The sequence below is a fragment of the Streptomyces sp. NPDC058231 genome, assembly GCF_042882275.1.
Taxonomy (GTDB): Bacteria; Actinomycetota; Actinomycetes; order Streptomycetales; family Streptomycetaceae; genus Streptomyces.
Map to the genome: position 1 here is coordinate 119,732 of NZ_JBHVWN010000002.1, position 22,907 is coordinate 142,638.

General features: G+C 68.9%; 20 protein-coding genes. 6 read left to right on the top strand and 14 right to left on the bottom strand.

What is annotated here, in order from left to right; genetic code table 11:
• Window positions 1–369: 369 nt before the first annotated feature.
• Complete coding sequence (locus ACFVXE_RS02045) at window positions 370–705, bottom strand: MerR family transcriptional regulator (RefSeq protein ID WP_389668253.1); 336 nt, start codon at window positions 703–705, stop codon at window positions 370–372.
• 963 nt (window positions 706–1,668) lie between these two features.
• Between ACFVXE_RS02045 and ACFVXE_RS02050 the strand changes: the two genes are divergently transcribed.
• A complete protein-coding gene (locus tag ACFVXE_RS02050; RefSeq protein WP_389668255.1) occupies window positions 1,669–2,061 on the top strand; it encodes an ATP-binding protein in 393 nt (130 codons plus the stop codon).
• Between the two features lie 365 nt (window positions 2,062–2,426).
• On the opposite strand, the gene ACFVXE_RS02055 is transcribed toward ACFVXE_RS02050, so the two are convergent.
• The 3 genes from ACFVXE_RS02055 to ACFVXE_RS02065 all read right to left on the bottom strand — a co-directional run bounded on the left by ACFVXE_RS02055 (window position 2,427) and on the right by ACFVXE_RS02065 (window position 4,275).
• Window positions 2,427–2,600, bottom strand: a complete 174-nt coding sequence (locus ACFVXE_RS02055; protein ID WP_389668257.1) for a hypothetical protein — start codon at window positions 2,598–2,600, stop codon at window positions 2,427–2,429.
• 446 nt (window positions 2,601–3,046) lie between these two features.
• Window positions 3,047–3,544, bottom strand: a complete 498-nt coding sequence (locus tag ACFVXE_RS02060) for a DUF6114 domain-containing protein (RefSeq protein WP_389668259.1) — start codon at window positions 3,542–3,544, stop codon at window positions 3,047–3,049.
• Between the two features lie 107 nt (window positions 3,545–3,651).
• Window positions 3,652–4,275 (bottom strand): DUF6230 family protein, encoded by a 624-nt coding sequence (locus tag ACFVXE_RS02065; RefSeq protein WP_389668261.1) that lies wholly within the window; start codon window positions 4,273–4,275, stop codon window positions 3,652–3,654.
• A gap of 623 nt (window positions 4,276–4,898) precedes the next feature.
• Between ACFVXE_RS02065 and ACFVXE_RS02070 the strand changes: the two genes are divergently transcribed.
• The 3 genes from ACFVXE_RS02070 (at window position 4,899) to ACFVXE_RS02080 (ending at window position 7,776) form a co-directional block, all read left to right on the top strand.
• Entirely contained in the window at window positions 4,899–6,803 is a 1,905-nt protein-coding gene (locus ACFVXE_RS02070; RefSeq protein WP_389668262.1) for a DNA/RNA helicase domain-containing protein, read from the top strand.
• Between the two features lie 293 nt (window positions 6,804–7,096).
• Window positions 7,097–7,381, top strand: coding sequence for a hypothetical protein (locus ACFVXE_RS02075; RefSeq protein WP_389668264.1), 285 nt, complete (start codon window positions 7,097–7,099; stop codon window positions 7,379–7,381).
• On the top strand, window positions 7,378–7,776 hold the full coding sequence (locus tag ACFVXE_RS02080) for a type II toxin-antitoxin system VapC family toxin (protein WP_389668266.1): 399 nt from the start codon (window positions 7,378–7,380) through the stop codon (window positions 7,774–7,776). The genes ACFVXE_RS02075 and ACFVXE_RS02080 overlap by 4 nt, the downstream gene beginning before the upstream one ends.
• A gap of 42 nt (window positions 7,777–7,818) precedes the next feature.
• On the opposite strand, the gene ACFVXE_RS02085 is transcribed toward ACFVXE_RS02080, so the two are convergent.
• The 5 genes from ACFVXE_RS02085 to ACFVXE_RS02105 form a co-directional block, all read right to left on the bottom strand.
• On the bottom strand, window positions 7,819–8,430 hold the full coding sequence (locus tag ACFVXE_RS02085) for a hypothetical protein (protein ID WP_389668267.1): 612 nt from the start codon (window positions 8,428–8,430) through the stop codon (window positions 7,819–7,821).
• Between the two features lie 1,116 nt (window positions 8,431–9,546).
• Window positions 9,547–10,527 carry a DUF5710 domain-containing protein gene (locus ACFVXE_RS02090; RefSeq protein WP_389668269.1) on the bottom strand — a complete coding sequence of 327 codons (981 nt, stop codon included), beginning with the start codon at window positions 10,525–10,527 and terminating at the stop codon, window positions 9,547–9,549.
• Complete coding sequence (locus tag ACFVXE_RS02095; protein WP_389668271.1) at window positions 10,425–11,555, bottom strand: AAA domain-containing protein; 1,131 nt, start codon at window positions 11,553–11,555, stop codon at window positions 10,425–10,427. The genes ACFVXE_RS02090 and ACFVXE_RS02095 overlap by 103 nt, the downstream gene beginning before the upstream one ends.
• Window positions 11,556–11,705: 150 nt before the next feature.
• Window positions 11,706–13,064, bottom strand: coding sequence for a class I SAM-dependent RNA methyltransferase (locus ACFVXE_RS02100; RefSeq protein ID WP_389668273.1), 1,359 nt, complete (start codon window positions 13,062–13,064; stop codon window positions 11,706–11,708).
• Between the two features lie 100 nt (window positions 13,065–13,164).
• Window positions 13,165–15,213 (bottom strand): APC family permease, encoded by a 2,049-nt coding sequence (locus tag ACFVXE_RS02105; protein WP_389668275.1) that lies wholly within the window; start codon window positions 15,211–15,213, stop codon window positions 13,165–13,167.
• Window positions 15,214–15,788: 575 nt separating this feature from the next.
• On the opposite strand from ACFVXE_RS02105, the gene ACFVXE_RS02110 reads away from it, so the two are divergent.
• Together ACFVXE_RS02110 and ACFVXE_RS02115 are read left to right on the top strand one after the other, a co-directional pair.
• Entirely contained in the window at window positions 15,789–16,457 is a 669-nt protein-coding gene (locus tag ACFVXE_RS02110) for a potassium channel family protein (RefSeq protein ID WP_389668277.1), read from the top strand.
• On the top strand, window positions 16,457–17,134 hold the full coding sequence (locus ACFVXE_RS02115; protein WP_389668279.1) for a potassium channel family protein: 678 nt from the start codon (window positions 16,457–16,459) through the stop codon (window positions 17,132–17,134). Before ACFVXE_RS02110 ends, ACFVXE_RS02115 begins: the two co-directional genes overlap by 1 nt.
• Before the next feature lie 76 nt (window positions 17,135–17,210).
• Here ACFVXE_RS02115 and ACFVXE_RS02120 read toward each other — a convergent pair whose 3' ends face one another.
• The 5 genes from ACFVXE_RS02120 to ACFVXE_RS02140 all read right to left on the bottom strand — a co-directional run bounded on the left by ACFVXE_RS02120 (window position 17,211) and on the right by ACFVXE_RS02140 (window position 22,734).
• Entirely contained in the window at window positions 17,211–17,969 is a 759-nt protein-coding gene (locus tag ACFVXE_RS02120; protein WP_389668281.1) for a DUF3159 domain-containing protein, read from the bottom strand.
• A gap of 3 nt (window positions 17,970–17,972) precedes the next feature.
• Window positions 17,973–18,380, bottom strand: coding sequence for an OB-fold nucleic acid binding domain-containing protein (locus ACFVXE_RS02125; RefSeq protein ID WP_389668283.1), 408 nt, complete (start codon window positions 18,378–18,380; stop codon window positions 17,973–17,975).
• A gap of 108 nt (window positions 18,381–18,488) precedes the next feature.
• The gene (locus ACFVXE_RS02130; protein WP_389668285.1) at window positions 18,489–19,181 is read right to left on the bottom strand and encodes a response regulator; all 693 of its coding nucleotides are present in this window, start codon (window positions 19,179–19,181) and stop codon (window positions 18,489–18,491) included.
• 52 nt (window positions 19,182–19,233) lie between these two features.
• Window positions 19,234–21,777 (bottom strand): ATP-binding protein, encoded by a 2,544-nt coding sequence (locus ACFVXE_RS02135; RefSeq protein WP_389668287.1) that lies wholly within the window; start codon window positions 21,775–21,777, stop codon window positions 19,234–19,236.
• 204 nt (window positions 21,778–21,981) lie between these two features.
• Complete coding sequence (locus tag ACFVXE_RS02140) at window positions 21,982–22,734, bottom strand: ABC transporter ATP-binding protein (RefSeq protein ID WP_389668289.1); 753 nt, start codon at window positions 22,732–22,734, stop codon at window positions 21,982–21,984.
• Window positions 22,735–22,907 lie beyond the last annotated feature (173 nt).

Below are 22,907 nucleotides of genomic sequence, written 5' to 3' on the forward strand. Positions count from 1 at the left end.
ATAGTGGCCGGCGTGCGTTACATAATTCCATTGTGGTCGTTGCGGTAAAAACACACCCGGCACGGCGCGTTAAACCCTCACCTCGCGGTCGTAGCTATTAATCCACCCGGAGTGCAACGTTTCGGGAAGAGCGGTCGCTGTTCGCGAACACGTCAGCGCCCCTGCCGTACCGCTCGATGAAGCCGAACCACCTACGGCACAGCACAGCGAAACGCGCACACCGAAGACGTGGGGCGAGGGTGAACTTCCGAACCACGCCGGCCGGACGCGGGCGCCACCCGCCCGTACGCCCCGTCGCCGGACGGAACGACCCGCGCGTCACACCCCGACACGTGTGTGCGGGAGCCGCCGGAACCCGGGCGGACCATCTCAGGACACGGGCGGACCGGACGGTCCGGCGGTCCGGCGGTATTCGGCGTTGATGCGCTGGGCTTCTTCGAGCTGGTCTTCGAGGATGACGATGCGGCAGGCGGCCTCGATGGGGGTGCCCTGGTCGACGAGCTCCCGGGCGCGGGCGGCGATGCGCAGCTGGTAGCGGGAGTAACGGCGGTGGCCACCCGCAGAGCGGAGTGGGGTGATCAAGCGCGCTTCTCCGATGGCGCGGAGGAAGCCCTGGGTGGTGCCGAGCATCTCTGCGGCCCGGCCCATGGTGTAGGCGGGGTAGTCGTCGTCATCGAGACGGCCGAACGAGTCTCCTGCTGTCATTTGCACCTCTCTGTGGAACGCGTGGAGGGGCCTTGGCGCCGTACGGCACCAAGGCCCCGAAGGAACTGCTACACCATCTGCCGGCCTCGATACTGCACCGGCCCTCTGTTCCGCAGACCCGACCTCAACGCTGTCGGGGACGCGGGGATCGCGATTGCTTGACCGGAGACCACCTCACTATCGATGTCCTGCGGTACCCGGGTCCAGGACTTCCTCCCGGGCGATCCTGACGGCGCCCAACTCCTCCGTTCTTCCCTCGAATCAATCACTTACCAAGCGGAACTGCGAACTGCTGGTGATCCGAACTACCCGGTGGCCTGCGACAGCGCCACTCTTCGACAGCCAGCCCCGTCGCCCGTCCTGCGACTGCTCCGGCTTGGAACCCCACTGCCGAACCTCCCGGCACGCGCGCCCGCAGCCGACGCCTTTACCGAGGAACCACCGACACCGCACTGCTGGTACCGCGAACTGCACTTACGGGTACTGCTCCTGCGCAACTGCGGTACTGCTCACGGCGGCCCCTGATCACTACGGGCCACCCGGTCCGGCCGTCAGTCCCGTTACCGTCCTGCGAAAACCGTGGCTCCGGAACTCCACTACCGCACCGTCCTGCGAACTGCGTCTACCACTGCCCGGCAGTTCATCTCTGCCGGGCCTCGCTCGATCTCGGCTACGACAGAAACCATAACCACACCGCCACCCAATGTCTACTCTGGCCGACTTAGATTTTCGTGCGCCAGTCAGAGAGATAGTCGACCTCGACCATTGACGGGCGCATGACGGCCCCGCTCCAGCCGGGACACCCGCTCCGAGCGACGCCGCTACGCCGGCTTCGACACCGCGAACACCACGGCCTGACCCTTCACAGCCGGAAGGTATCGAGCGGTTAGCGCGCCGCAGGCCGGGGCAGAAGGATCGAGCAGACAGGACCATGCACTGAGGATGCGGGGACGGGGAGGCCTGATGGACACGATGAGCGGCAACGTGGCAACCGTGCGCTCCGCGGCATCCATCGCCGGTGCACGCGAGCACGCCCGGGCTTTCCTCGAATGTCTCGCGCAGCCGGCGATCGCAGCCGAGGCTGCCGACAACGTGGTCCTGGTCGTCTCGGAGCTCGTCACCAACGCTCTGCGCCACGGCGGCGGCGCCTGCACCCTGGACCTGACCGCGCACCCGGACAGCATCGAGGTGTCCGTGTGTGACCGCAGCCCGCAGGCACCGCGCATGCGGACCCCCGACCTGAACGGCGGCACCGGGGGCTTCGGTTGGCCCATGGTCAACCGCCTCGCCCGCGCTACCGCAGTGACCGGCCGGACGGGAGGCGGCAAGACCGTGAGCGCTCTTCTCACGCGGTAGCACCAAGGCGCCGCCGCCGGCCGACAACGGGTAGTCGGCGCCTCCCGACCGCCTGCCTGTAGGGAGCGCTGCCTCGTCGTTCCTTCGCTGATCCCTCCTTAGCCGCCTACGGGGCGTCACGCCCACCCGTGCAGAGCCGAGTGATCGCTGCCTTTTGGCTGGGGGCGGCGATGACGCCTTACCGGGAGGTACGCACAGAGATCAGCCCGGGGCGCGAGCGGCCGAGGCCGCCGCCGCACGCCTGCGCGCCGGAGCGACGCGAAGCGTGCTGGGGCAAGTCGCTGCAGCGGCAGACCCAGCTGCGTACCGCCGGACGCACGAACCTGCTCGAGCCTCGCTCCGGCTCCGCCCACGGCGTGGCGTGGTCAGCGTCTGAAGCTGTCCTTCGACCTCTCCTTGATGCCCCGAGCCTTGCCCCGGGCCTCCAGTGCGGCTCCCTTCGCCGCCGTGGTCTCGTTGCCCACCGCGTGGGCCACCTTCCTCACGGCCTTCCCGACAACCTGCTCGGTCCTGGCCTTGGCCTTCTCTCCGACACTCATGTCGGTCCTTTCGTAGGCACTCACTCATCCGCCTGCCCTTGGCCCCGGAGCGGAAGCCATGGGCATCGCGGCGCTGCGTCTCCTTCGACGGCCCCGTACTCACCAGCAGCTCGCCGCATGCCCACACACTTCATTGTGTTCCCGGCAGAAGTGTTTGGTGGCCTCGCTCCGCGGTTTCCGGGACGCAGGCGCCTTGACCTGCCCGTTTCGGTCGGGTCGGATCAGCTGAGCTGGGTTGACCGACTGTGAGGGTGCATGGCTGCCGGCGGGCGCGAACGGTTGCGGCCCGGCGCCCGGTCGGGGTCGAGCGGCTCGGCCGGCCCTTCTTGCGCGGGCAGGCTCTTCACCGGGCGACCCCGGAGCTCCGCACGGCGTCGGCGTCCCGGTGGCGCAGATCCGCCGGAGAAGGGCGGCCCGACTGCCGAGCGGGCGCCCGATTGATCAGCTCACGCGGGGTGTCCGTCGAGCGGCACGTCGACGTTCTCCGCAGCGACGACCTCGCCCGTGCCGTTCACCGACGCCGAAGGCGGCTCGGCTGCATCGGGGGGAGTCCAGGCACAGGCCAGCGAGCCACCGAGCAGGGCACAGATCAGCCCGAGCAGGAGACCACCGAAGTTCGCGACGGGAAAGGAAACGAGAGCGAGCAACAGGGTGGCCACCCCGGCGAATACGCGAAGGTGCTGGTTGCGCCAGAGCGTGAAGCCCAGGACCATGAGCAGAATTCCGATGACGAGGGATCCCGCGCCGGATGTCGTGGAGAGAGCCAGCGGAATATTGCCAAAACCCAGATTCACATAGGGAAGATACAGAATGGGCGGTCCGGCCAAGAATGTGAACACCCCTGCCCAAAAAGGGCGTTCACCGCGCCATTCACTGAATCGACTTCGAGCGTCCGCGACCTTTGCGCGCAGGCCCGGACGAACTTCGGGGAATTCCGAGTGCACGTGTGCCTCCCTCATGTGCGGCCTGGAGAGCATGCGCCCCGCCCGCGGACGTCTGTACGGCATGAGCCCTACGCTTGGAATGCCTGGCACATGCTTCCTGTCACGCGTCAGGTGCACTCATCATGTCCGCGTTCGAGACTCAGCCGTAGGCCGGGAATCCTGAACGTGCCGGCCGAGACCGCGACTGTGGTCACGCGGAAATTGGTCAGGGTGGCCGAGGCAGCCTGCTGCCCGAAGCCGTTGGGGTCGAAGAACTGCGAGCTCCTGTCGTTCGGATCGATCGGCCCCTTGGTGATGGCCCCCTGTGCGACACCGATGTCGATGTCTGTGAAATCCGCCTGTCCTGCCAGTGTGGTCGTGGAGTCGAGGAACAGGTCCGACGCCTCGGCAGGGCGTTCGTTGCCGCCGGTGAGTTTCAGCGTGTACGGGCCCAGCACCGGGATGTCGACCAGCACCGACTGACAGAGACCGCTGACGGTTGCGTGCCTCGCACCGGTGACCAGCACGGGTACGGGATCTCCCTCGTTGGTCACGTCGACCATGCCGTAGATACTGACTCCACGAAGGGTCAGTGCGTCCGCGGCCACCTGGAATCTCTGGCCGGAGATGAAGAACGACGCGGCAAGCGCGCCTTGCGCCATAGCGATACCGAGCGCGACACAGGCCACGACTCCGGGTACCAGAATTACGGCGAAGCGCCCCCAATTGGTCTTTCCCTTGCGGTGCGGCATCCCGTCTCCTCCGATTGCGGGGTGGGTCCGTCCGCGGCAGGACGAACCACGCTCCACCGCCCGGTGACAGATTAAGCTTCCAGATGATCCGAACCACCACGGATCGGATCCGCCAAACGGGTCGTGCGACAGCGAATTTTTATAGGACGTCAACCGTCAAAGATATTTTCGGGTGGCGATACTCCTATCAACGTTTGTGCGAGAAGTGGATAGGTACGGAGCAGAACTGAACGCTGCTTCGTCAAGCCCACCAGCGCCGGTCCCGCGGGAGCGCGCCCGCCCGAAGGTGCTCGGCTGCTTCGCCCTCGCAGGCGTCCACGACCTCGCGGGAGAAGACGAGAGTCTCGGGCCTGACTTGGCAAGGCACTTGATGCCCTCGACCCATGTCACGCCGCCGTCTGCCACGGCCTCGGCCTTGCGGTTCTCCGGCCATACCCGTGGCAGCCGCACCGGATCGGCCGAGCCTGGCCCGCCGCCCGAAAACGTCATCCTCCGCCGCGCCCCCTGTCCTACGATGGGAGAGATCATCTCAGCGGCCCGACGGGCTTCCGTTCCGCGTCAGCGGACTTCAGAGGACACGCCCCCACCCGCACGAGTTACTTCGTGCTGCCTGGGGGCATTCCTTGCTGTTCCGCGAGTCCGCCGCGACCGTCGCCGCCCGCAACCTCGAAGGAATGCTGACGCTGCACTTGATGGAGAACTTCCAGCACGCGCACGGCCACCGGCCCGGAGCGTCCGAGGTGCGGTCCTGGGAGCGCAGTATCCCCGCCCTCACCGGTGCGCTGCTCGACGCGGGGCTCAGTGACGTCGAGATGCTGATCGAGTACTCCCTCCCTCTGACCAGTAAGCGCGCCGACGTGATACTCGCCGGGTTCCATCCCTCCACCGGCGAGCCGTCGTACGTCGTGGTCGAGCTCAAGCAATGGAGCCAGGCCTACACGGAGGAGGAAGACCCCCTGCTCTGCCGGATAGACGCATATCCGCGTCCCGTCCTCCACCCGATCGAGCAGGTCCGCGGCTACTGCTCCTATCTGCTCTCGTTCAACGGTGCACTGGAGCGGGCGCCCGAGTCGGTCGCCGGAGTGGCGTTCCTGCACAACGCGACGGAGTTCGGCATCAGCTCCCTGCGTGAGATCCCAGAGGACCTCCAGGGCCGTATGTACACCGCCGAACAGCGCGGCGCGTTCCTTGAGTTCCTGCGTTCGCGGCTCGCGCCCAAATCCGGTGTGGGGGCCGCCGACCTGCTCATCCAGGGCAGGACGCGCCCGTCGAAGCAGCTGATGGCCGTCGCGGCGGCCGAGGTCCGTGACCGCGAACAGTTCATCCTGCTCGACGAGCAGCGGGTCGCCTACGAGCTGGTGCTGTCGGCGGTGCGCAAGGCCAAGCGGTCGAACCACAAGCGGGTGGTGGTAGTGACCGGCGGCCCCGGTTCAGGCAAGAGCGTCATCGCCCTCTCGCTTCTCGGCGAGCTGTACCGGCGCGGCGACACCGCTCTGCACGCGACCGGTTCGGCGTCGTTCACCAAGACCATGCGCAAGATCGCCGGCGCCCGGAAGCCCGAGGTGCAGCAGCTGTTCAAGTACTTCAACAGTTTCATGGAAGCCGAGCCCAACGACCTCGATGTCCTCATCTGCGACGAGGCCCACCGGCTCCGCAAGACGTCCGCCAACCGCTACACCAAAGCCGCCCTGCGCAGCGAACGCCCGCAGGTCTCGGAGCTGATCGACGCGGCCCGCGTGCCGGTGTTCCTGCTCGACCAGCACCAGGTGGTGCGCCCGGGCGAGATGGGCACCAAGGAGCAGATCAAGGACGCCGCCGCCGCGCTGGGCCTCGACTGCGTCGTGGTGGAGTTGGACAGCCAGTTCCGCTGCGGGGGCAGTGAGGCCTACGTGAAGTGGGTCGCGAACCTGCTGGGTCTCGAGGGCGACGAGCCGACCGTCTGGGAGCCTGACGGCAGAGTCGAGCTGCTGACCGCCGATAGCCCTCAGGAGCTGGAGGACTTCCTCGTCGCTCGCCGTGAGGAAGGCGGGGAGAAGAAGTACGACGCGCGCATGGCGGCCGGATACTGCTGGAAGTGGACCACGAGGATCACACCGGAGATGTCAGAGTTGCCCCGTGACATCACCATCGGTGCTTGGTCACGGCCTTGGAACGTGCCTGGCGACCGATCCTTGTTCGGCGCCCCGCCTGCACCGCTCTGGGCCAACGATCCGGCCGGTTTCGGGCAGGTGGGCTGCGTGTACACCGCCCAGGGCTTCGAGTACGACTGGTCGGGCGTGATCATGGGACCGGACCTGGTGTGGCGCACCGACCAGTGGGTGGTTGACCGTACGGCTTCGAAGGACCCGATCTTCACCAAGGCGACCCCGGACGCCGAGGTCAGCAGACTCATCCGCAACACGTACAAGGTACTGCTGACCCGCGGAATGGTCGGGACGATGATCTATTCCACGGATCTGGAGACCCGCGAGAAGCTGCGTTCCCTCGTCCCCCCGGAGGCGGGCGTCAAGGCTCCGGTTCTCGCTTGATCCGGCGATTGCGAAAGCGGCTCCGCGAGGACCGTGCAAGCTGTGAGTCTGCGGGCAACCGCGCGGCCTGGCACTTCCAGATGTCGACCGCCGCGCTGTGCACGGCCGAAATTCTCCGCCTCCCTGCCCGAGCGGGGTGGAGCCTACCGGCACGATCGCTACGTGCGATCTCTCGACGCCCGCCCGCACACCCCACCCGGTGCGGACACATCTCCAGCTCGCCACCACGGAGGCAGGAGCAGAGAATCAGCAAAGGTGTCGCTGTATAGCATTTGAAATGCCATACTCGTTTTATGGCTGATGACGACACCGACTTCCTCCCCGGCGACGGGCCCAGCAGCGGCATCTCCGTCTCCCTCGCCGCCGGCACCCTGCAGGCGATCCGGGAGCGGGTCGGCAAGCGGGGCGTGTCCGCCTACCTAGAGAAGGCCGCGCAGCGGCAGATCGAGCGCGACAGCCTGGACGAGCTGATCGCCGACTTCGAGAGTGTCAACGGCCCCGCCGATCCGGAGGCCGTGGCCGCCAAGCGAGCCAGGCTCACCGGCACCCATTCCTCCGCGCCCGGTGCGGCCGCGTGAGCGGCGCCCTCATCCTGGACAGCGAGGGCCTGGCCAAGGCCGTGCAGCGCGACCGCGAGGTCCACGAGTGGCTCGCTGCTGCCCGTGATGCCGACCTGCCCGTCGTCACCTCCGCCGCGGTGCTCGTCGAGGTGATCCACCCGAAGATCAACGACGCCGCGCTGAGCTGGACGCTGTCCCGACTGCGGATCGAGCCGGTCACCCAGGCCATCGCCCAGTCCGCCGCCACCCTGCTGCGCGCGGTCGGGCTGCACGGCCACAAGTACGCCATCGATGCCATGCTCTGCGCCACAGCCCTCGCCCAACCCGGTCGCGTCACAATCCTGACCTCGGACGTCGAGGACATCGCCATGATCAGCGCCGACCACGCCCGGATCGTGACCCAGAAGGTCTGACGCAGACAGGGCCAGCGCCAACCCCTGCAACTCCGCTGGCCATCAAGTGGAGTTGGCCACAAGGCCATGCATCCGGAAGAGTTCCGCGAGGATGTCGTGCGGGTCGCGAGGAACCGCGGCCCTGGCGTGACGATCGAGCAGGTGGCCGCCGACTTCGGAGTCCACGCGATGACGTGGCCATCCACCGCCGGGACGAGGCGTACCTGTTCGGCCGGCATCTGGGGATGCCTTGCCTGCCGGCTCGTCCCACAGCGACACCGTGTCTCCGGCCTCCCCGAACGAGACATACGGCCGCTCGGGACTGAGGATGCCGCCCCGGCTGCTCAGTTTCGCCGCGGGTACGGTCGGCTCCACGCACATCCATTCCGGCTCGACCCCGAAGTACGAGGGCAGTTCTGCCTTCTGCACCGCGGCCGTACGGAGGTCTTTCACCGCGTTCCCTGCCGATTCCAACGCCCAGACCCCACACACCACCACCACCGCTGCCTGAGTGACTACGTACGACGGGACACCGAGCCGCTCGATGGGGCTGACGAACAGTGCGTGCACGTGCTTCGCGATGCCCCACACGGCCGGTACGAACAGGGTGAAGCTCAGCAGGCTCAAGAGCTTCACCGCCGAAGCGGCCTGCCAGATCGGGGACATCGAGGTCATCGGGTGTTAGGTCAAGGCTGTCCGCGTACAGCGCGTGCAGCACCGATCCAGAGGCCACCACGCAGGACACGACAAGCGCGAACACCAGCGGCGCTGTCCAGGCGAGCCATTCGCCCCACGTCCACTGGCGGACCAACAGCCAGGTCCCTCCAGCCGTCGCCGTGACGGCGAAGACCGACAGCATCTGTGGCGGGGTCCAGCCTCTCTCGTCCCCCATGTCCGCACCGAAGGCGACGGCAAGGAGGAGGGAGGCTGTCGCACCCCACATGAGGAGGCTCCCCACGCGGCCCCCAGCCGCGAACATGCCATGCGCCAATCGAGCGCTCCAGAGAAGGCACATCGCCGCGGCGCCCACCCACACCCACGTCCGCACACCACTCTGCTGCCGGGCGACCACTGCGCAGAAGGTCATGGCGAGCGTCCAGGCCACGACGCGAGACGTACGACGATGCTGGTCTTCCTCTCGGCGCGTCACGATGTGCGTGCGCTCCCGGCCGTAGCGCGGCCTTACATCGATAACGGCCTCGGGGGCGGAACTGCCGGGCAGGTCCATACGAGAAAGCCGACGGGCCTCCGAGGCCGTGCCCGTCACCACCATGCCGATGTCGTGCCAGCCGCGCCTCTCCGTGAATCGGGCACGTGCCACCATGGCGGCGCGGCGCAGTCGTCCCGTCAACGTCAGCGGCCTCGGAACGGGCGCCTGGCGCGGCCTGTGGGCCACCGTGTGCGCCCGCCAGCCGGTCAGCTGCTCCCGGTCCCGGTCCATCGGGTCACTGCGCCTGGCATACATCTCCAGCTTGGCCGCCCGTGCGAGCCGCTGTACCCGCCAGGCGGCCGCCTGCTCGGTGCGCCGGTTACGGGCTCCGAGGAACTGCACCTCGACGGAGTACAGCCGTGCAGAGGCGTCCCCCTCAGGACACCCCGCGACGCGCCCTCGCCCCGGGCGAAGGAAGTGACAACCGGCCAGCCCTGCTGCTCGAACGCCCGCTCCGCCTCGTCCCAGTCTCGTTGCTCACCCCGAACCTCCACCAGCACCAGTACGCGCTGGTCGTAACGCTTCCCCGGCATCAACTCCCCCTCCCACCCCGCTACGGAGTCCAGCAGGCTGCGTAGCGGCTACGGCAGCCAGCGCGCCGCCTGTTCCCGGGTGACCCGGGCCGCGTCGACCCACCAGTGTCCGGCGGCCTTGTCCCACTGGGCCCTGAGCAGGCGCTTCGCATCGTCCTTCTGCTCGTACGGGACTTTGAGGTACAGGCGGCCGTCCCGGACCAAGCCCGGGTACACCTTGCCGGTCGGCTCCGTTCGCTGGGCCGGTACCTCAGGGGCCGGAGCGGCCGATTCGGCCGGCTCGGCCGGGCGCCACGGTGCACGCGCCGGGCGTTCCATGCGGGTGCGCTCCATCAGCCGCCGTACGCGGTCGCACGAGGCCGGGTCGATGTAGCGCATCATCAGGTCCGTCGGGCCGATGCTCGCGAGCAGGTTCTTCGAACCGTGCCACAGGACCGACCCGTCCAGGATGAGGACCTTCTCGTGCATGCGGTCGCGGAACTCGACCTGACAGCCGACAGCCTCCAGCTGCTGCACGAACTCCTGGTGCCGCACCGCACGGGAAGGGTCCTGCTGCTCTTCCGGCGGGCGGGTGAAGACCGTGACCTGGATCCCGGCAGCCGTCCGCAGGCCGAGCATCCTGGCCCACCGGCGAACCGGCTCCCGGTCCATGAACGCCGAGTACAACTCGATGCTGCGCCGGGCCCGTTCGACGTCCCACTCGACCGCGACCTCACTGTGCTCGAAGAAGGCGGGCCGGGCCAGCTCCTCCTCCGACAAATTGGCCAGCTGGCCGGCGTCGAGGATCGGGATCAGCTGGTCGGCGGAGATGGTCTGCGCGTGCGCCTCCAGGTGGTCGACCATCGCCAGGGCCTCGCTGTGCGGGGCCAGGTGCTTGCGCAGGAAGGCGACGTCCGCCACCACGACCAGGTGGTCCTGGGCACGGCTCAGGGCAACGTTGAGGAGGCGACAGGTCTGCGAGGACAGCCCTGTTCCGCTGTAGAAGAAGCCCGGGTCCTTGCCGGCGCCCGCCACCGTGTCGAGGAGCACGACGGGGCGCTGGCTGCCCTGGAACCGGTGGACACGGTGTCGACCAGGCCGTCGTAGTCCTCGCCGAACCGGTGGGCGAGGCTGCTCTTGAGCGCCTTGACCTGCTCGCGGTACGGAGAGATGACGGCGAGCCGGTCGGTTGCCCGTTCCCCTTCGGGGACCTCCTGCCATTTGCGGCCGGGCAGGACGCCCTCGTACTGGAGTCCCCGGACGAGCTCGTGGATGACGGCGGCGTGGACGGCGTTGGTCATGTGGGGCTTGCGACCGCCGCCGGGAATGCGGCGGCCAGAGGTGTCGATCAGGATCACCGGGGAGTCGATGAGCGGGGCGAACGGCAGACGGCTGGTGTTGCCGCGCCCTGTCTTGAGCGGTGCGTCCGGGTACGCCACCTCGTTCACGACCGCACAGATCGGCTCCCGCATCCGGTACTGGGTGTCGAGCGCCACCAGGCGGGGGTCCCGGCGGACTCGCCCGGAAGGGTCGACCAGACCGGCAGCGTGAAAGGCGTCCCGCGCTGTCCATTCCCGCGAGTGGGCACGCTCCTCCTCGCTCGCCTCCCGATCTCCGTCGCCCTTGGTCACAGCAGGCAACTGACGGAAGTCCCCTGCCACTATCACCCTCTTGCGGGCGAGGCCGGCGGCGAACCAGGCCGAAGGCAGGTTGACCATCCCGGCCTCGTCGATCACCACGACGTCGATCTCGTCGAGCAGCTTCCTCGACTGGACGGCCTTGGCCACCGTCGCGCCGAGCACCCGGCAGCGGGACCGGACCTCATCCTGGATGCGTTTGCGTTTCCGGCCGAGCTCGTCGAGTAGTTCCTGAAGCGAGGCGGCGGACTCGGCGACGGCCTGCCTGGTCGGAATACCCATGACGGCGGCGCGGGCAGCCGGGAGCGCGCGTCGGGCTTCAGCCGCCCGCTGGTCTGCGGCCTTGTGGCGACGGGCCGCGCTCACGACGGCCTCCCTGGCCCCCCTCGCACGGATCCCCCATTGACGGCCCGCCAGCAATGATTGCCGGGCGAGCGTCATTTGAGCGTCAAGACACTGAGCGATCCGGCGGAGCTGCGACCAGCCTCCTGCTTGATCACCCAAAACCGCAGGTCAAGGCGCCGTAACGCTTCCACCTGTTGTCGGTCCGAAAACAGGTCGGGCTACCTACCGAACCCGAGAAACCCCAGCTCAGCGGCCCTTCTCGATCGGTTCAAGAATCGCCACGCACTCCACGTGATGCGTCATCGGGAACAGGTCGAACGCCCGCAGCGTCCGCACCTTGTAGCCGCCCTCGCGGAAGTAGGCCAGGTCGCGGGCGAGGGCCGCCGGGTCGCAGGCGACGTAGGCGATGCGGCGGGCGCCGAGGGCGGAGAGTTGCTTCACCGTCTGCTTGCCCGCGCCGGCGCGCGGCGGGTCGAGGACGATCAGGTCGCACTCGGTGATGCCGGTGCGGGGCAGGACCTGTTCGACCTTGCCGTGCTCGATGCGGACCCGTTCGAGGTCCTGGAGGTTGTGGCGGGCGTCCTCGACGGCACGCTTGCCGGACTCGATGCCGAGGACCGCGCCCTTCTCGCCGATGCGCTGGCCGATGGCGCCGGCGAACAGGCCGACGCCGCAGTAGAGGTCGAGGGCCGTGTCGTTCTTGCGGGGCAGGAGGCCCTGCATGACCGCGCGGACGAGGGTGTTGGCGGCCTGCGGGTGGACCTGCCAGAAGCCGCCGGAGCCGACGCGGTAGGTGCGGTCGTCGGCGCGCTCGCGGACGAAGCCGCGGCCGTGGACCCGGTGGACGCCGCCGTCGTGCTCGTCGACGCGCAGGACCGAGACCGGCTTGTCGAGCTCGACCAGCGGCAGCCGGGAGCCGGGCTTCGGGGTGAGGATGACCTGACGGTCGTTGGAACCGGTGGCGGTGATGGCTTCCACCGAGGCCATGCCGGTCCAGTCGCGCTTCTCGATGCCCAGTTCCGAGACGCCCGGCGCCGCGATCATGCAGTGCTCGACCGGCTCGACGTCGTGCGAGCGGTGCTTGCGCAGGCCGGCGCGGCCGTCCTCGTCGATGGCGTACTGGACGCGGGTGCGCCAGGCAGGCACCTCGCCCTTGGGAAGCTTGTCGCCCTCGGCCGGCATGACCGTGCCGTCCCAGCCCGCCTCTTCGGGGGTGAGGCCGGCGAGGCGCTGGAGCTGCTCGGCGATGACCTCGCCCTTGAGCCGGCGCTGGGCACCGGGCTTGGCGTGCTGCCAGTCGCAGCCGCCGCACTTGCCGGGGCCGGCGTACGGGCACGGCGCCTCGACGCGGTCCTTGGACGGTTCGACGATCGTGACGGCGTCGGCGCGCAGGAAACGGGAGTCCTTCGAGCCGTCGGTGACGCGGGCGACGACCTTCTCGCCGGGGAGGGTGTGCCGTACGAAGAGGACCCGGCCCTCCGAGGTGCGGGCGATGCAGTGGCCGCCGTGGGCCACGGGACCCACCTCGACCTCGTACTCCTCGCCGATCAATGAGTCCCCGGTCTGTGCGTCCCCGGCCGGCGACGAGGTGGATTCGTTCTGCATGAGGGGGTGGCTCCAGAGATCAAAGGAAAAACGGCCGGACAACAACCCACGAGTCTACGCGGGTGCTGTCCGGCCGCTTACCAACAGCGGACACGGAGAGTCAGCTCTTGTTGCTGGTCTCCTTGGGCCTGCGCTCCACGGGTCCCCGGCGGACCGCACCCGGAGCGTTCCATTCGGCACGCTTCCTGGCGCGCTTCTTCGCCGCCTCGGACGATTCCAGCTGGTACGGCACGGACGTCACCATGACGCCGGGGGTGAAGAGCAGCCGCCCCTTGAGGCGCAGGGCGCTCTGGTTGTGCAGCAGGTGCTCGTACCAGTGGCCGACCACGTACTCCGGGATGTAGACGCTGACCACGTCGCGCGGGCTCTCCCGGCGGAGGCCCTTCACGTAGTCGATGACCGGGCGGGTCACTTCGCGGTACGGGGAGTCGAGGATCTTCAGCGGGATGTTGATGCCGCGCCGCTCCCAGTCGTCCTTGAGCGCCTTCGTCTCGGCCGGGTCGACGCTGATGGAGAGCGCCTCCAGGTGGTCGGAGCGGATCAGCTTGGCGTACGCGAGCGCGCGCAGCGTCGGCCGGTGCAGCTTGGAGACCAGAACGATGGAGTGGACCCGGGAGGGCTTCATGCTGTCGTCGGACGGGGCCTCGTCCGCGGAGATCTCCTCGGCGACCCGGTCGTAATGCTTACGGATCGCGGTCATCGTCCCGTAGAAGATCACCATGCCGAGCAGGGCGACCCAGGCGCCGTGGGTGAACTTCGTGGCGAGGACGACGACGAGCACCAGGCCGGTGAAGAACGCGCCGAAGGTGTTGATCGCCCGGGAGCGGATCATGTGGCGTCGCTTGACCGGGTCCCGCTCGGTGCTGAGGTGGCGGTTCCAGTGCCGCACCATGCCGGTCTGGCTGAGGGTGAAGGAGACGAACACGCCGACGATGTACAGCTGGATCAGGCGGGTGGAGTCGGCGCCGTAGATCCAGGTGAGCAGGATGGCCGCGCCGGCCAGCAGCACGATGCCGTTGGAGAAGGCGAGCCGGTCGCCGCGGGTGTGCAGCTGGCGCGGCAGGTAGCGGTCCTGGGCCAGGATCGAGCCGAGCAGCGGGAAGCCGTTGTACGCGGTGTTGGCGGCCAGGAAGAGGACGAGCGCGGTGGCCCCGGCGAGAATGATGAAGAGGAACGATCCGTCGCCGAAGACGGCGGCCGCGACCTGCGAGATCACCGGGTCCTGGACGAAGCCCGAACCGACGGGCGTGCCGTTGTGGATCAGGTCCTTCGCGGGGTTCTCGGCCATCTTCACGTCGGTGGTCATGGCGAGGGCGATGATGCCGCAGAACATGGTGACGGCCAGCAGGCCCATCATCGCGAGCGTGGTCGCCGCGTTCTTGCTCTTCGGCTTGCGGAAGGCGGGCACACCGTTGCTGATCGCCTCGACGCCGGTCAGTGCCGCACAGCCGGAGGAGAAGGCACGCAGCAGCAGGAAGACGAGAGCGAAGCCGGCCAGGCCCTGGTGCTCGGGCTTGATCGTGTAGTCCGACGTCGGGGCGTGCATGGCGTCGCCGAGGACCAGGCCGCGGAAGGCACCCCAGGCGATCATGACGAAGACGCCTGCCACGAACAGGTACGTGGGGATCGCGAAGAGCTTGCCGGACTCCTTGACGCCCCGCAGGTTCATCAGGGTCAGCAGCACGATGGCCGCGATCGCGCAGAGCGTCTTGTGCTCGACGACGAACGGGATGGCGGAGCCGAGGTTCTCCACCCCGGAGGCGATCGACACGGCGACGGTCAGGACGTAGTCGACCAGCAGGGCGCTGGCGACGGTCAGGCCGGCCTTGGGGCCGAGGTTGGTGGTGGCGACCTCGTAGTCACCACCGCCGCTCGGATAGGCGTGCACGTTCTGCCGGTACGAGGCGACGACCGTGAACATCAGGACCACCACAGCTGCCGCGATCCACGGGCTGAAGTGGTACGCCGACACGCCCGCGATGGACAGCACCAGGAGGACTTCTCCAGGTGCGTACGCCACCGAGGACAGCGGGTCGGATGCGAAGACGGGGAGGGCGATGCGCTTGGGGAGAAGTGTTTCTCCCAGCTTGTCGCTGCGCAGCGCCCGGCCGATCAGGATCCGTTTGGGCACGTCGGTCAGTTTGGACACGCAGAGGATCGTAAGCGTTCCGTATGGGGGCCGCCCACGCACCACCCCTCTCACCCGGCAATCTCCTGCGCATAGCCGAGAACGCCACGGAATTCTTAACGGAATCCTTGCACTCGACCGCACGGGAACAGCGCGTGGTGATCGATACATGACACTCAGTGATCTGGGTGGCTGGGACGGACGCCGCCGTTCCGGTCGGCGGGTACGGCCGGCTCACGTTCCCGCGGCCGGGCACGGTGGGCTCGTTGCGAGGTGGCCGGCTCCGGCCGGCTCCGATCGCGTCCCCTCCTGCCGGGGTCCGCGGCACGGTCCCCCGCGGAGGGTGCGCCGGCCACGGCCCGCACCCCCGTATTCACCCGTCCGTTCCGCTTTACCACCCCTTTGCAGCCCCTTTGCAGCGACGGCCGTGGCGAAACCACACTCGAATGAGGCAACGCACCCGTGGCCGCATAAGCTCATCCCGGGCAACGCCGAAAAACGTTGCCCCGTTGTTTGCCCGGCAAGCTGAGGAAAGAGTGTGAGCAGGGTGTTTTCGCAGGTCAGCCGGACGACCAGGACTGCGAGGTAGGCGCAAGGTGCACATCGTCATCATGGGCTGCGGGCGAGTAGGAGCCGCTCTCGCGCAGACCCTGGAACAGCAGGGGCACACAGTCGCCGTGATCGACCAGGACCCCACGGCGTTCCGACGTCTCGGGTCCGGGTTCGGCGGACGGCGGGTGACCGGCGTCGGATTCGACCAGGACACCCTCCGCGAGGCGGGGATCGAGGAAGCCGGTGCGTTCGCCGCGGTGAGCAGCGGTGACAACTCGAACATCATCGCCGCCCGGGTGGCCCGCGAGATGTTCGGCATCGAGAACGTCGCGGCGCGGATCTACGACCCGCGGCGCGCCGAGGTCTACCAGCGCCTCGGCATCCCCACGGTCGCCACCGTGCGCTGGACCGCGGACCAGATGCTGCGGCGGCTGCTGCCGTCCGGTGCCGAGCCGCTGTGGCGGGACCCGAGCGGCGGTGTGCAGCTCGCGGAGGTGCACACCACGCCGACCTGGATCGGGCACAAGATCAGCACGCTGCAGGAGGAGACGGGCGTCCGCGTGGCGTTCATCACCCGCCTGGGCGAAGCCATTCTGCCGTCGTCGCAGACGGTGCTGCAGGAGGGCGACCTGGTCCACGTGATGATGCGTACGGACGAGGTCGCGCAGGTCGAGGCGGCCTTCGCCGAGGGTCCTGAGGAGGGCGGTCACTGATGCGTGTCGCGATTGCCGGGGCCGGTGCGGTGGGCCGTTCCATCGCGGCCGAGCTGCTGGAGAACGGCCACGAGGTACTGCTCGTGGACAAGGCTCCGACCGCCATCTCGGTGGAGCGGGTGCCGATGGCCGAGTGGCTGCTCGCGGACGCCTGCGAGATCACCTCGCTGGACGAGGCGGCGCTGCAGCGGTGCAACGTCGTGATCGCCGCGACCGGCGACGACAAGGTGAACCTGGTCGTCTCGCTGCTCGCCAAGACCGAGTACGGCGTGCCGCGGGTCGTGGCCCGGGTCAACAACCCGAAGAACGAGTGGCTGTTCAACGAGTCCTGGGGCGTCGATGTCGCCGTGTCCACGCCGCGGCTGATGTCCGCGCTGGTGGAGGAGGCGGTGAGCGTCGGCGACCTGGTCCGGCTGCTGCGCTTCAGCCACGGCGACGCCAACCTGGTCGAGCTGACGCTGCCGCCGGAGTCGGCGCTGGCCGGAACCCAGGTCGGCGACGTGGCCTGGCCGGAGGACACCTCGCTGGTCACCATCATCCGGGGGACCCGGGTGCTGACGCCGAGCTCCGAGGAGACGCTGGAGGCCGGTGACGAGCTGCTGTTCGTGGCCGCCCAGGCGCGCGAGGAGCAGTTGGAGGACCTGTTGTCGGTGCGCCGCGAGGTCACCGGCGACTGACGGTCGCCTCCCGTACGCCGAAGGGGCCCGGAACCGTTTCTCACGGTTCCGGGCCCCTTCGGCGTGGTGCCGTAGGTCAGGCCTCGTGGTCGCGGGCCGCGGCGGCCTCCGCCTTGCGGGCCTTCTCGGCCTGCTCCTCGGCCTCCATCTCGGCGAAGACGTCGATGGGCGGCGGCGCCTTCGCGAGGAAGACCCAGGTCAGATAGACCGCGAGCAGGAACGGCGGGATCTTCAGGGCGACCAGGACCCAGCCGAGCTGCGCGGTATTCGCCCACCAGTAGAGGGGGAAGAGGATCGCGCACTTGGCGAGCAGGATCAGCCCCCAGGCCCAGCTGGCCTTGGCGTACGCCTTCTTACGGCCGGGGTTCCGGGTGCGCCAGGAGAGGTTCTCCTTGAAGACCGGGCCCAGTATCAGGCCGATCAGCGGCACCCCTGCGACGGTGGTGACGATGTACGCGAGGGCCAGGCCCAGCGTGTACAGCATCCCGGGCAGGTAGAAGTCCTTGGCGTTGCCCGTCATCATCGCGAAGACGACGCCGAAGGCGACGCCGAAGACACCGCTGAAGGCGTGCTTGACGGTGTCCTTGCGGACCAGTCGTACGACGACGAGGACCAGCGACACCGCGAGGGCCGCGATGGCCGAGGTGTGCAGGTCCTTGTTGATGGTGAAGATCGTGACGAAGAGCAGCCCGGGCAGGACTGTCTCCACCATCCCCCGGACGCCGCCGAATGCCTCGAAGAGGGCGGCTTCGGTGACCGCCTTCGCGTCGGCCTCCTGCTGGGCGGTCGGGTTGGTGCGGTCCGTGTCGGACGTCGGCTTGTCGAGAGACGTCACCGGCTACTCCTTGCCGAGCGGTCGGAGTTCGTATTTGGGGTTGAACAGCACCCGGCGCCCGTGACTCATGGCGATCCGGCCCGAGGCGATGAGCTTGCGGCCCGGCTCTATGCCCACGATGGAGCGCCGGCCCAGCCAGACCACGTCCAGGGGCGCGGTGCCGTCGAAGAGCTCCGCCTCCAGGGCGGGCACTCCGGCGCGCGGCCGCAGGGTGACGGTCCGCAAGGTACCAGTGACCTTGACGATCTGGCGGTCGGTGCAGTCGGAGATACGCGTGCATCCCGATGCATGCGAATCCTCCTGAAGCTCCTCAGATTCCAGGTCTTGCTGGGAGCTGGACAGCCGGTCGAGCATCCGGCGGAAGCGGCCGGACGGCTTCTCCGCCTTCTCGGAACGAGGAACAGCACTCATACCCGAAGGGTACCGGGCCCCGGTGGTCCGGGAGGGTGTCCGTTCTCTCACCTGAACGGACTACTTGGCATGGCACGGAGTTGACGTCGTCACCCTGCACACGGGTGCTCAGCCGCGTTCGAAGCGGTAGCCCATCCCCGGCTCGGTGACGAAGTGCCGGGGGTGTGAGGGGTCCGCCTCCAGCTTGCGCCGGAGCTGGGCCATGTAGACCCGCAGATAGTTGGTCTCGGTGCCGTACGAGGGGCCCCACACCTCCTGCAGCAGCTGCTTCTGGCTCACCAGCCGGCCGCTGTTGCGGACCAGGACCTCCAGCAGGTGCCACTCGGTCGGGGTGAGCCGTACGTCGCGTCCCTCGCGGTGGACCTTCTTCGCCGCGAGGTCGACGGTGAAGCCATCGGTCTCGATCATCACGACGTCGTCGGCGCCGTCCTGGCCGACCGGCTCGGCCCGGCGTACCGAGGCACGCAGCCGGGCCAGCAGCTCGTCCATGCCGAAGGGCTTGGTGACGTAGTCGTCTGCCCCGGCGTCCAGCGCCTCGACCTTCTCGTCGGAGGTGTGGCGGGCGGAGAGCACCAGGATCGGTACCCGGGTCCAGCCGCGCAGTCCCTTGATCACGTCGACGCCGTCCATGTCCGGCAGTCCGAGGTCGAGGACGACGACGTCGGGGTGGCGCGCCGCGGCGAGCTGGAGGGCGGTCGCGCCGTCGGGCGCCGCGTCCACCTCGTACTTCCGCGCCTTCAGGTTGATCACGAGGGCGCGTACGATCTGCGGCTCGTCGTCGACCACAAGCACCCGGGTCATCGCGGACCTGCCTTTCTGCTGTACGGAACTGCTGGCTGAAGCGGTACGAAGATCATGACGTGACCTGCGCCGGCAGGTCGGGGCCGACCGGAACGTGTCCCGGGACCGCCTTGAGCGTCAGGACCATGGTCATGCCGCCGCCGGGGGTGTCCTCGGCGCCGAGGGTGCCGCCCATGGACTCCACGAAGCCACGGGCGACGGCGAGCCCCAGGCCGACCCCGGCGCCGCGCGGGGCGTCGCCGTAGCGCTGGAACGGCTCGAAGATCCGCTCCTTGCCCTCGTCGGGGACTCCGGGGCCGCGGTCGGCCACCCGCAGCTCGACCCGGGAGCCGAGCGCGCTGGCGGCCACGGTGACGCGCGCCCCGTCGGGGCTGTACTTGACCGCGTTCTCGACGATGTTGGCCACGGCCCGCTCGAGCAGTCCCGGGTCGACGGCCACCATCGGCAGTGTCTCCGGGATGTCCAGGTCGACACTGTCCTCCGGCACGCCGCCGAGCGCCATCGGGACCACCTCGTCGAGGTCGATCTCGCGGATCAGCGGGGTGACGGTGCCGGTCTGCAGCCGCGACATGTCGAGGAGGTTGCCCACCAGGTGATCGAGGCGGTCCGCGCCCGCCTCGATGCCCTCCAGGAGCTCGGCCTCGTCCGCGTCGGACCAGGCGACGTCGTCGGAGCGGAGCGAGCTGACGGCCGCCTTGATGGCGGCCAGCGGGGTCCGCAGGTCGTGGCTGACGGCGGCCAGGAGGGCGGTCCTTATCCGGTTGCCCTCGGCGAGCCGGCGGGCCTCCTCCGCCTCCCCGACCAGGCGCTGCCGGTCGAGTACGACGGCGGCCTGGGCGGCGAACGCGCCGAGCACCCGGCGGTCCTCGGCGGGCAGCACCCGGCCGGACAGCGCGAGCGCCATGTGGTCACCGACGGGCATGTCCACGTCGGCGTCCTCGGGGCGGGCGACCGGTCCCGGGCCGACGCTGCCCGCGCAGGTCCACGGGTCGACATCGCTCTGCCGCTCCAGGAGCGCCACGGACTCCATGGCGAAGGTCTCGCGGACCCGGTCCAGCAGTGCGTCCAGGGTGGTCTCGCCGCGCAGCACGCTGCCCGCGAGGAAGGAGAGGATCTCGGACTCCGCGCGCAAGCGGGCCGCCTGATGGGTGCGGCGGGCCGCCAGGTCGACGACGGAGGCCACCGCCACCGCCACCGCGAAGAAGATCACGATGGCGACAAAGTTCCTCGGGTCCTGGACCGTCAGGGTGTGGGTCGGCGGGGTGAACCAGTAGTTCAGCAGCAGGGAGCCGACGGCCGCCGAGGCGAGGGCGGGCAGCAGCCCGCCGAGCAGGGCGGCGGCGACGGTCATGAAGAGGAACAGCAGGACGTCGTTGGCGAGCCCCGGTCCGTTCCCCAGGCCGGTGAGGAGCAGTGAGAGGAGTGCCGGCCCGCCGACCCCGACCACCCAGCCCCAGATGATCCGCGCCCGGCCGAGCCGCGCGCCGCGCGCCATCGGCAGTCCGCGTCCCTTGGCGACCTCGTCGTGCGTGACGATGTGGACGTCGAGGTCGGGGCCCGACTCGCGGGCTACGGTGGCGCCGACGCCCGGACCGTAGATGTACTGCCAGGCCTTGCGGCGGCTGGAGCCGAGCACGATCTGGGTGGCGTTGACCCCGCGGGCGAACTCGAGGAGGGCCGAGGGTATGTCGTCGCCGATGACGTGGTGGAACGTGCCGCCGAGGTCCTCGACGAGGGTGCGCTGGACGGTGAGTTCCTTGGGCGACGCGGAGGTCAGTCCGTCGCTGCGGGCGATGTAGACGGCGAGGATCTCGCTGCCGGAGCCCTTCGCGGCCATGCGGGACGCGCGGCGGATGAGCGTGCGGCCCTCGGGTCCGCCGGTGAGTCCGACGACGATGCGTTCGCGGGCCTGCCAGGTGGAGCGGATGTTGTGTTCGCCGCGGTACTCCTGGAGGTACTCGTCGACCCGGTCGGCGACCCAGAGCAGGGCGAGCTCGCGCAGTGCGGTGAGGTTGCCGGGGCGGAAGTAGTTCGACAGCGACGCGTCGATCCGGTCCGGCTTGTAGATGTTGCCGTGCGCCATCCGGCGGCGGAGCGCCTGGGGCGACATGTCGACCAGTTCGAGCTGGTCGGCACGGCGGACGACCTCGTCGGGAACGGTCTCGCGCTGCCGTACCCCCGTTATCGACTCGACGACGTCCCCGAGCGACTCCAGGTGCTGGATGTTGACGGTGGAGACGACGTCGATGCCGGCCTGCAGGAGCTCTTCGACGTCCTGCCATCGCTTGGCGTTACGGGAGCCCGGCACATTGGTGTGGGCCAGTTCGTCCACCAGGGCGACGGCGGGGGCGCGCTCCAGGACCGCGTCGACGTCCATCTCGGTGAAGGTCGCGGAGCGGTACTCGATCTCGCGGCGCCGGATCTGTTCGAGGCCGTGCAGCATGACCTCGGTGCGCGGCCGGTCGTGGTGCTCCACGAAGGCGACGACACAGTCCGTGCCCCGCTCCACCCGGCGATGGGCCTCCGAGAGCATCGCGTAGGTCTTGCCGACGCCCGGTGCCGCACCCAGGTAGATCCGAAGCTTGCCGCGTGCCATGGCCCCATTGTCTTTCAGAAACCGGCTGCGGCCGATGCGGCAGCCATGCTCGAAAGCTACCTCGAAGATTTACGACAAAAGGTGCACAGGGTCGGACAGGAGACCGAATTTACAGAATTCTGATGCGTCCGGGCCGGCCGGTGGCACGGCCGGGCCGGCCTCGAAGGATGCCCGGGCCGAACCCGGGCGCCCTGTTCCCGTCCCTTACGCGTACTCGGTGATCTGCCCGTCGCTCAGTTCGAGTACCCGGTCCGCCAGTCCCAGCAACTGTGCGTCGTGCGTCGCCACCAGTGCGGTCACCCCCTCGCTGCGTACCACCGCCCGCAGCAGCTCCATCACGGCGAGCCCGGTCTCCGCGTCGAGCTGCCCGGTCGGCTCGTCCGCGATCAGCAGTGCGGGCCGGTTGGCGAGCGCGCGGGCGATGGCGACGCGCTGCTGCTGACCGCCCGAGAGCTCCCCGGGCCGCTGCGCACCGTGGTCGCCGAGCCCGACCAGGGAGAGCAGCAGTGCCACCCGCTCCTCCCGCTCGTCCGGATCCGTCCTGCGCAGCCGCATCGGTACGCCGACGTTCTCCGCGGCGGTCAGGATCGGGAGCAGGCCGAACGACTGGAAGATGAAGCCGACCCGGTCCCGGCGCAGCTCCAGCAGCCCGTTCTCACCGAGCTCGGAGAGGTCGGTGCCCCCGACGACGATCCGCCCGCGGTCGGGGGTGTCGAGGCCACCGACCAGGTTCAGCAGCGTCGTCTTGCCGGAACCCGAGCGGCCCTTGAGCGCGACGAGTTCTCCCCGGGGCACGTCGAAGGAGACCCCGCGCAGCGCGTGGACGGCGCCCGCTCCGGTCCCGTACGAGCGGTACAGGTCCTCGACGCGGACCATCGGCCCGCGGGACGGGTCCTCGGCGACGGCTGTGCCGCCCTGCCCGTCGGTGTTCTTTCTTCCGCCGGTGCTGTCGGTCATACGGTCCCCCGTGCCTGATCGGTCCTGTCGGCCGCCAGTATGTGCATGCGGCACGCGGCCGGGCAATGTCCCGGGCCACCGGACGGCACAGCGCCGGGGCGCCCCGGGGGGGTAACGGGTAGCACGGGGGGCCCGCGGGGGCGGGAGTGAGAGGATGAACCTCCCGTAACCAG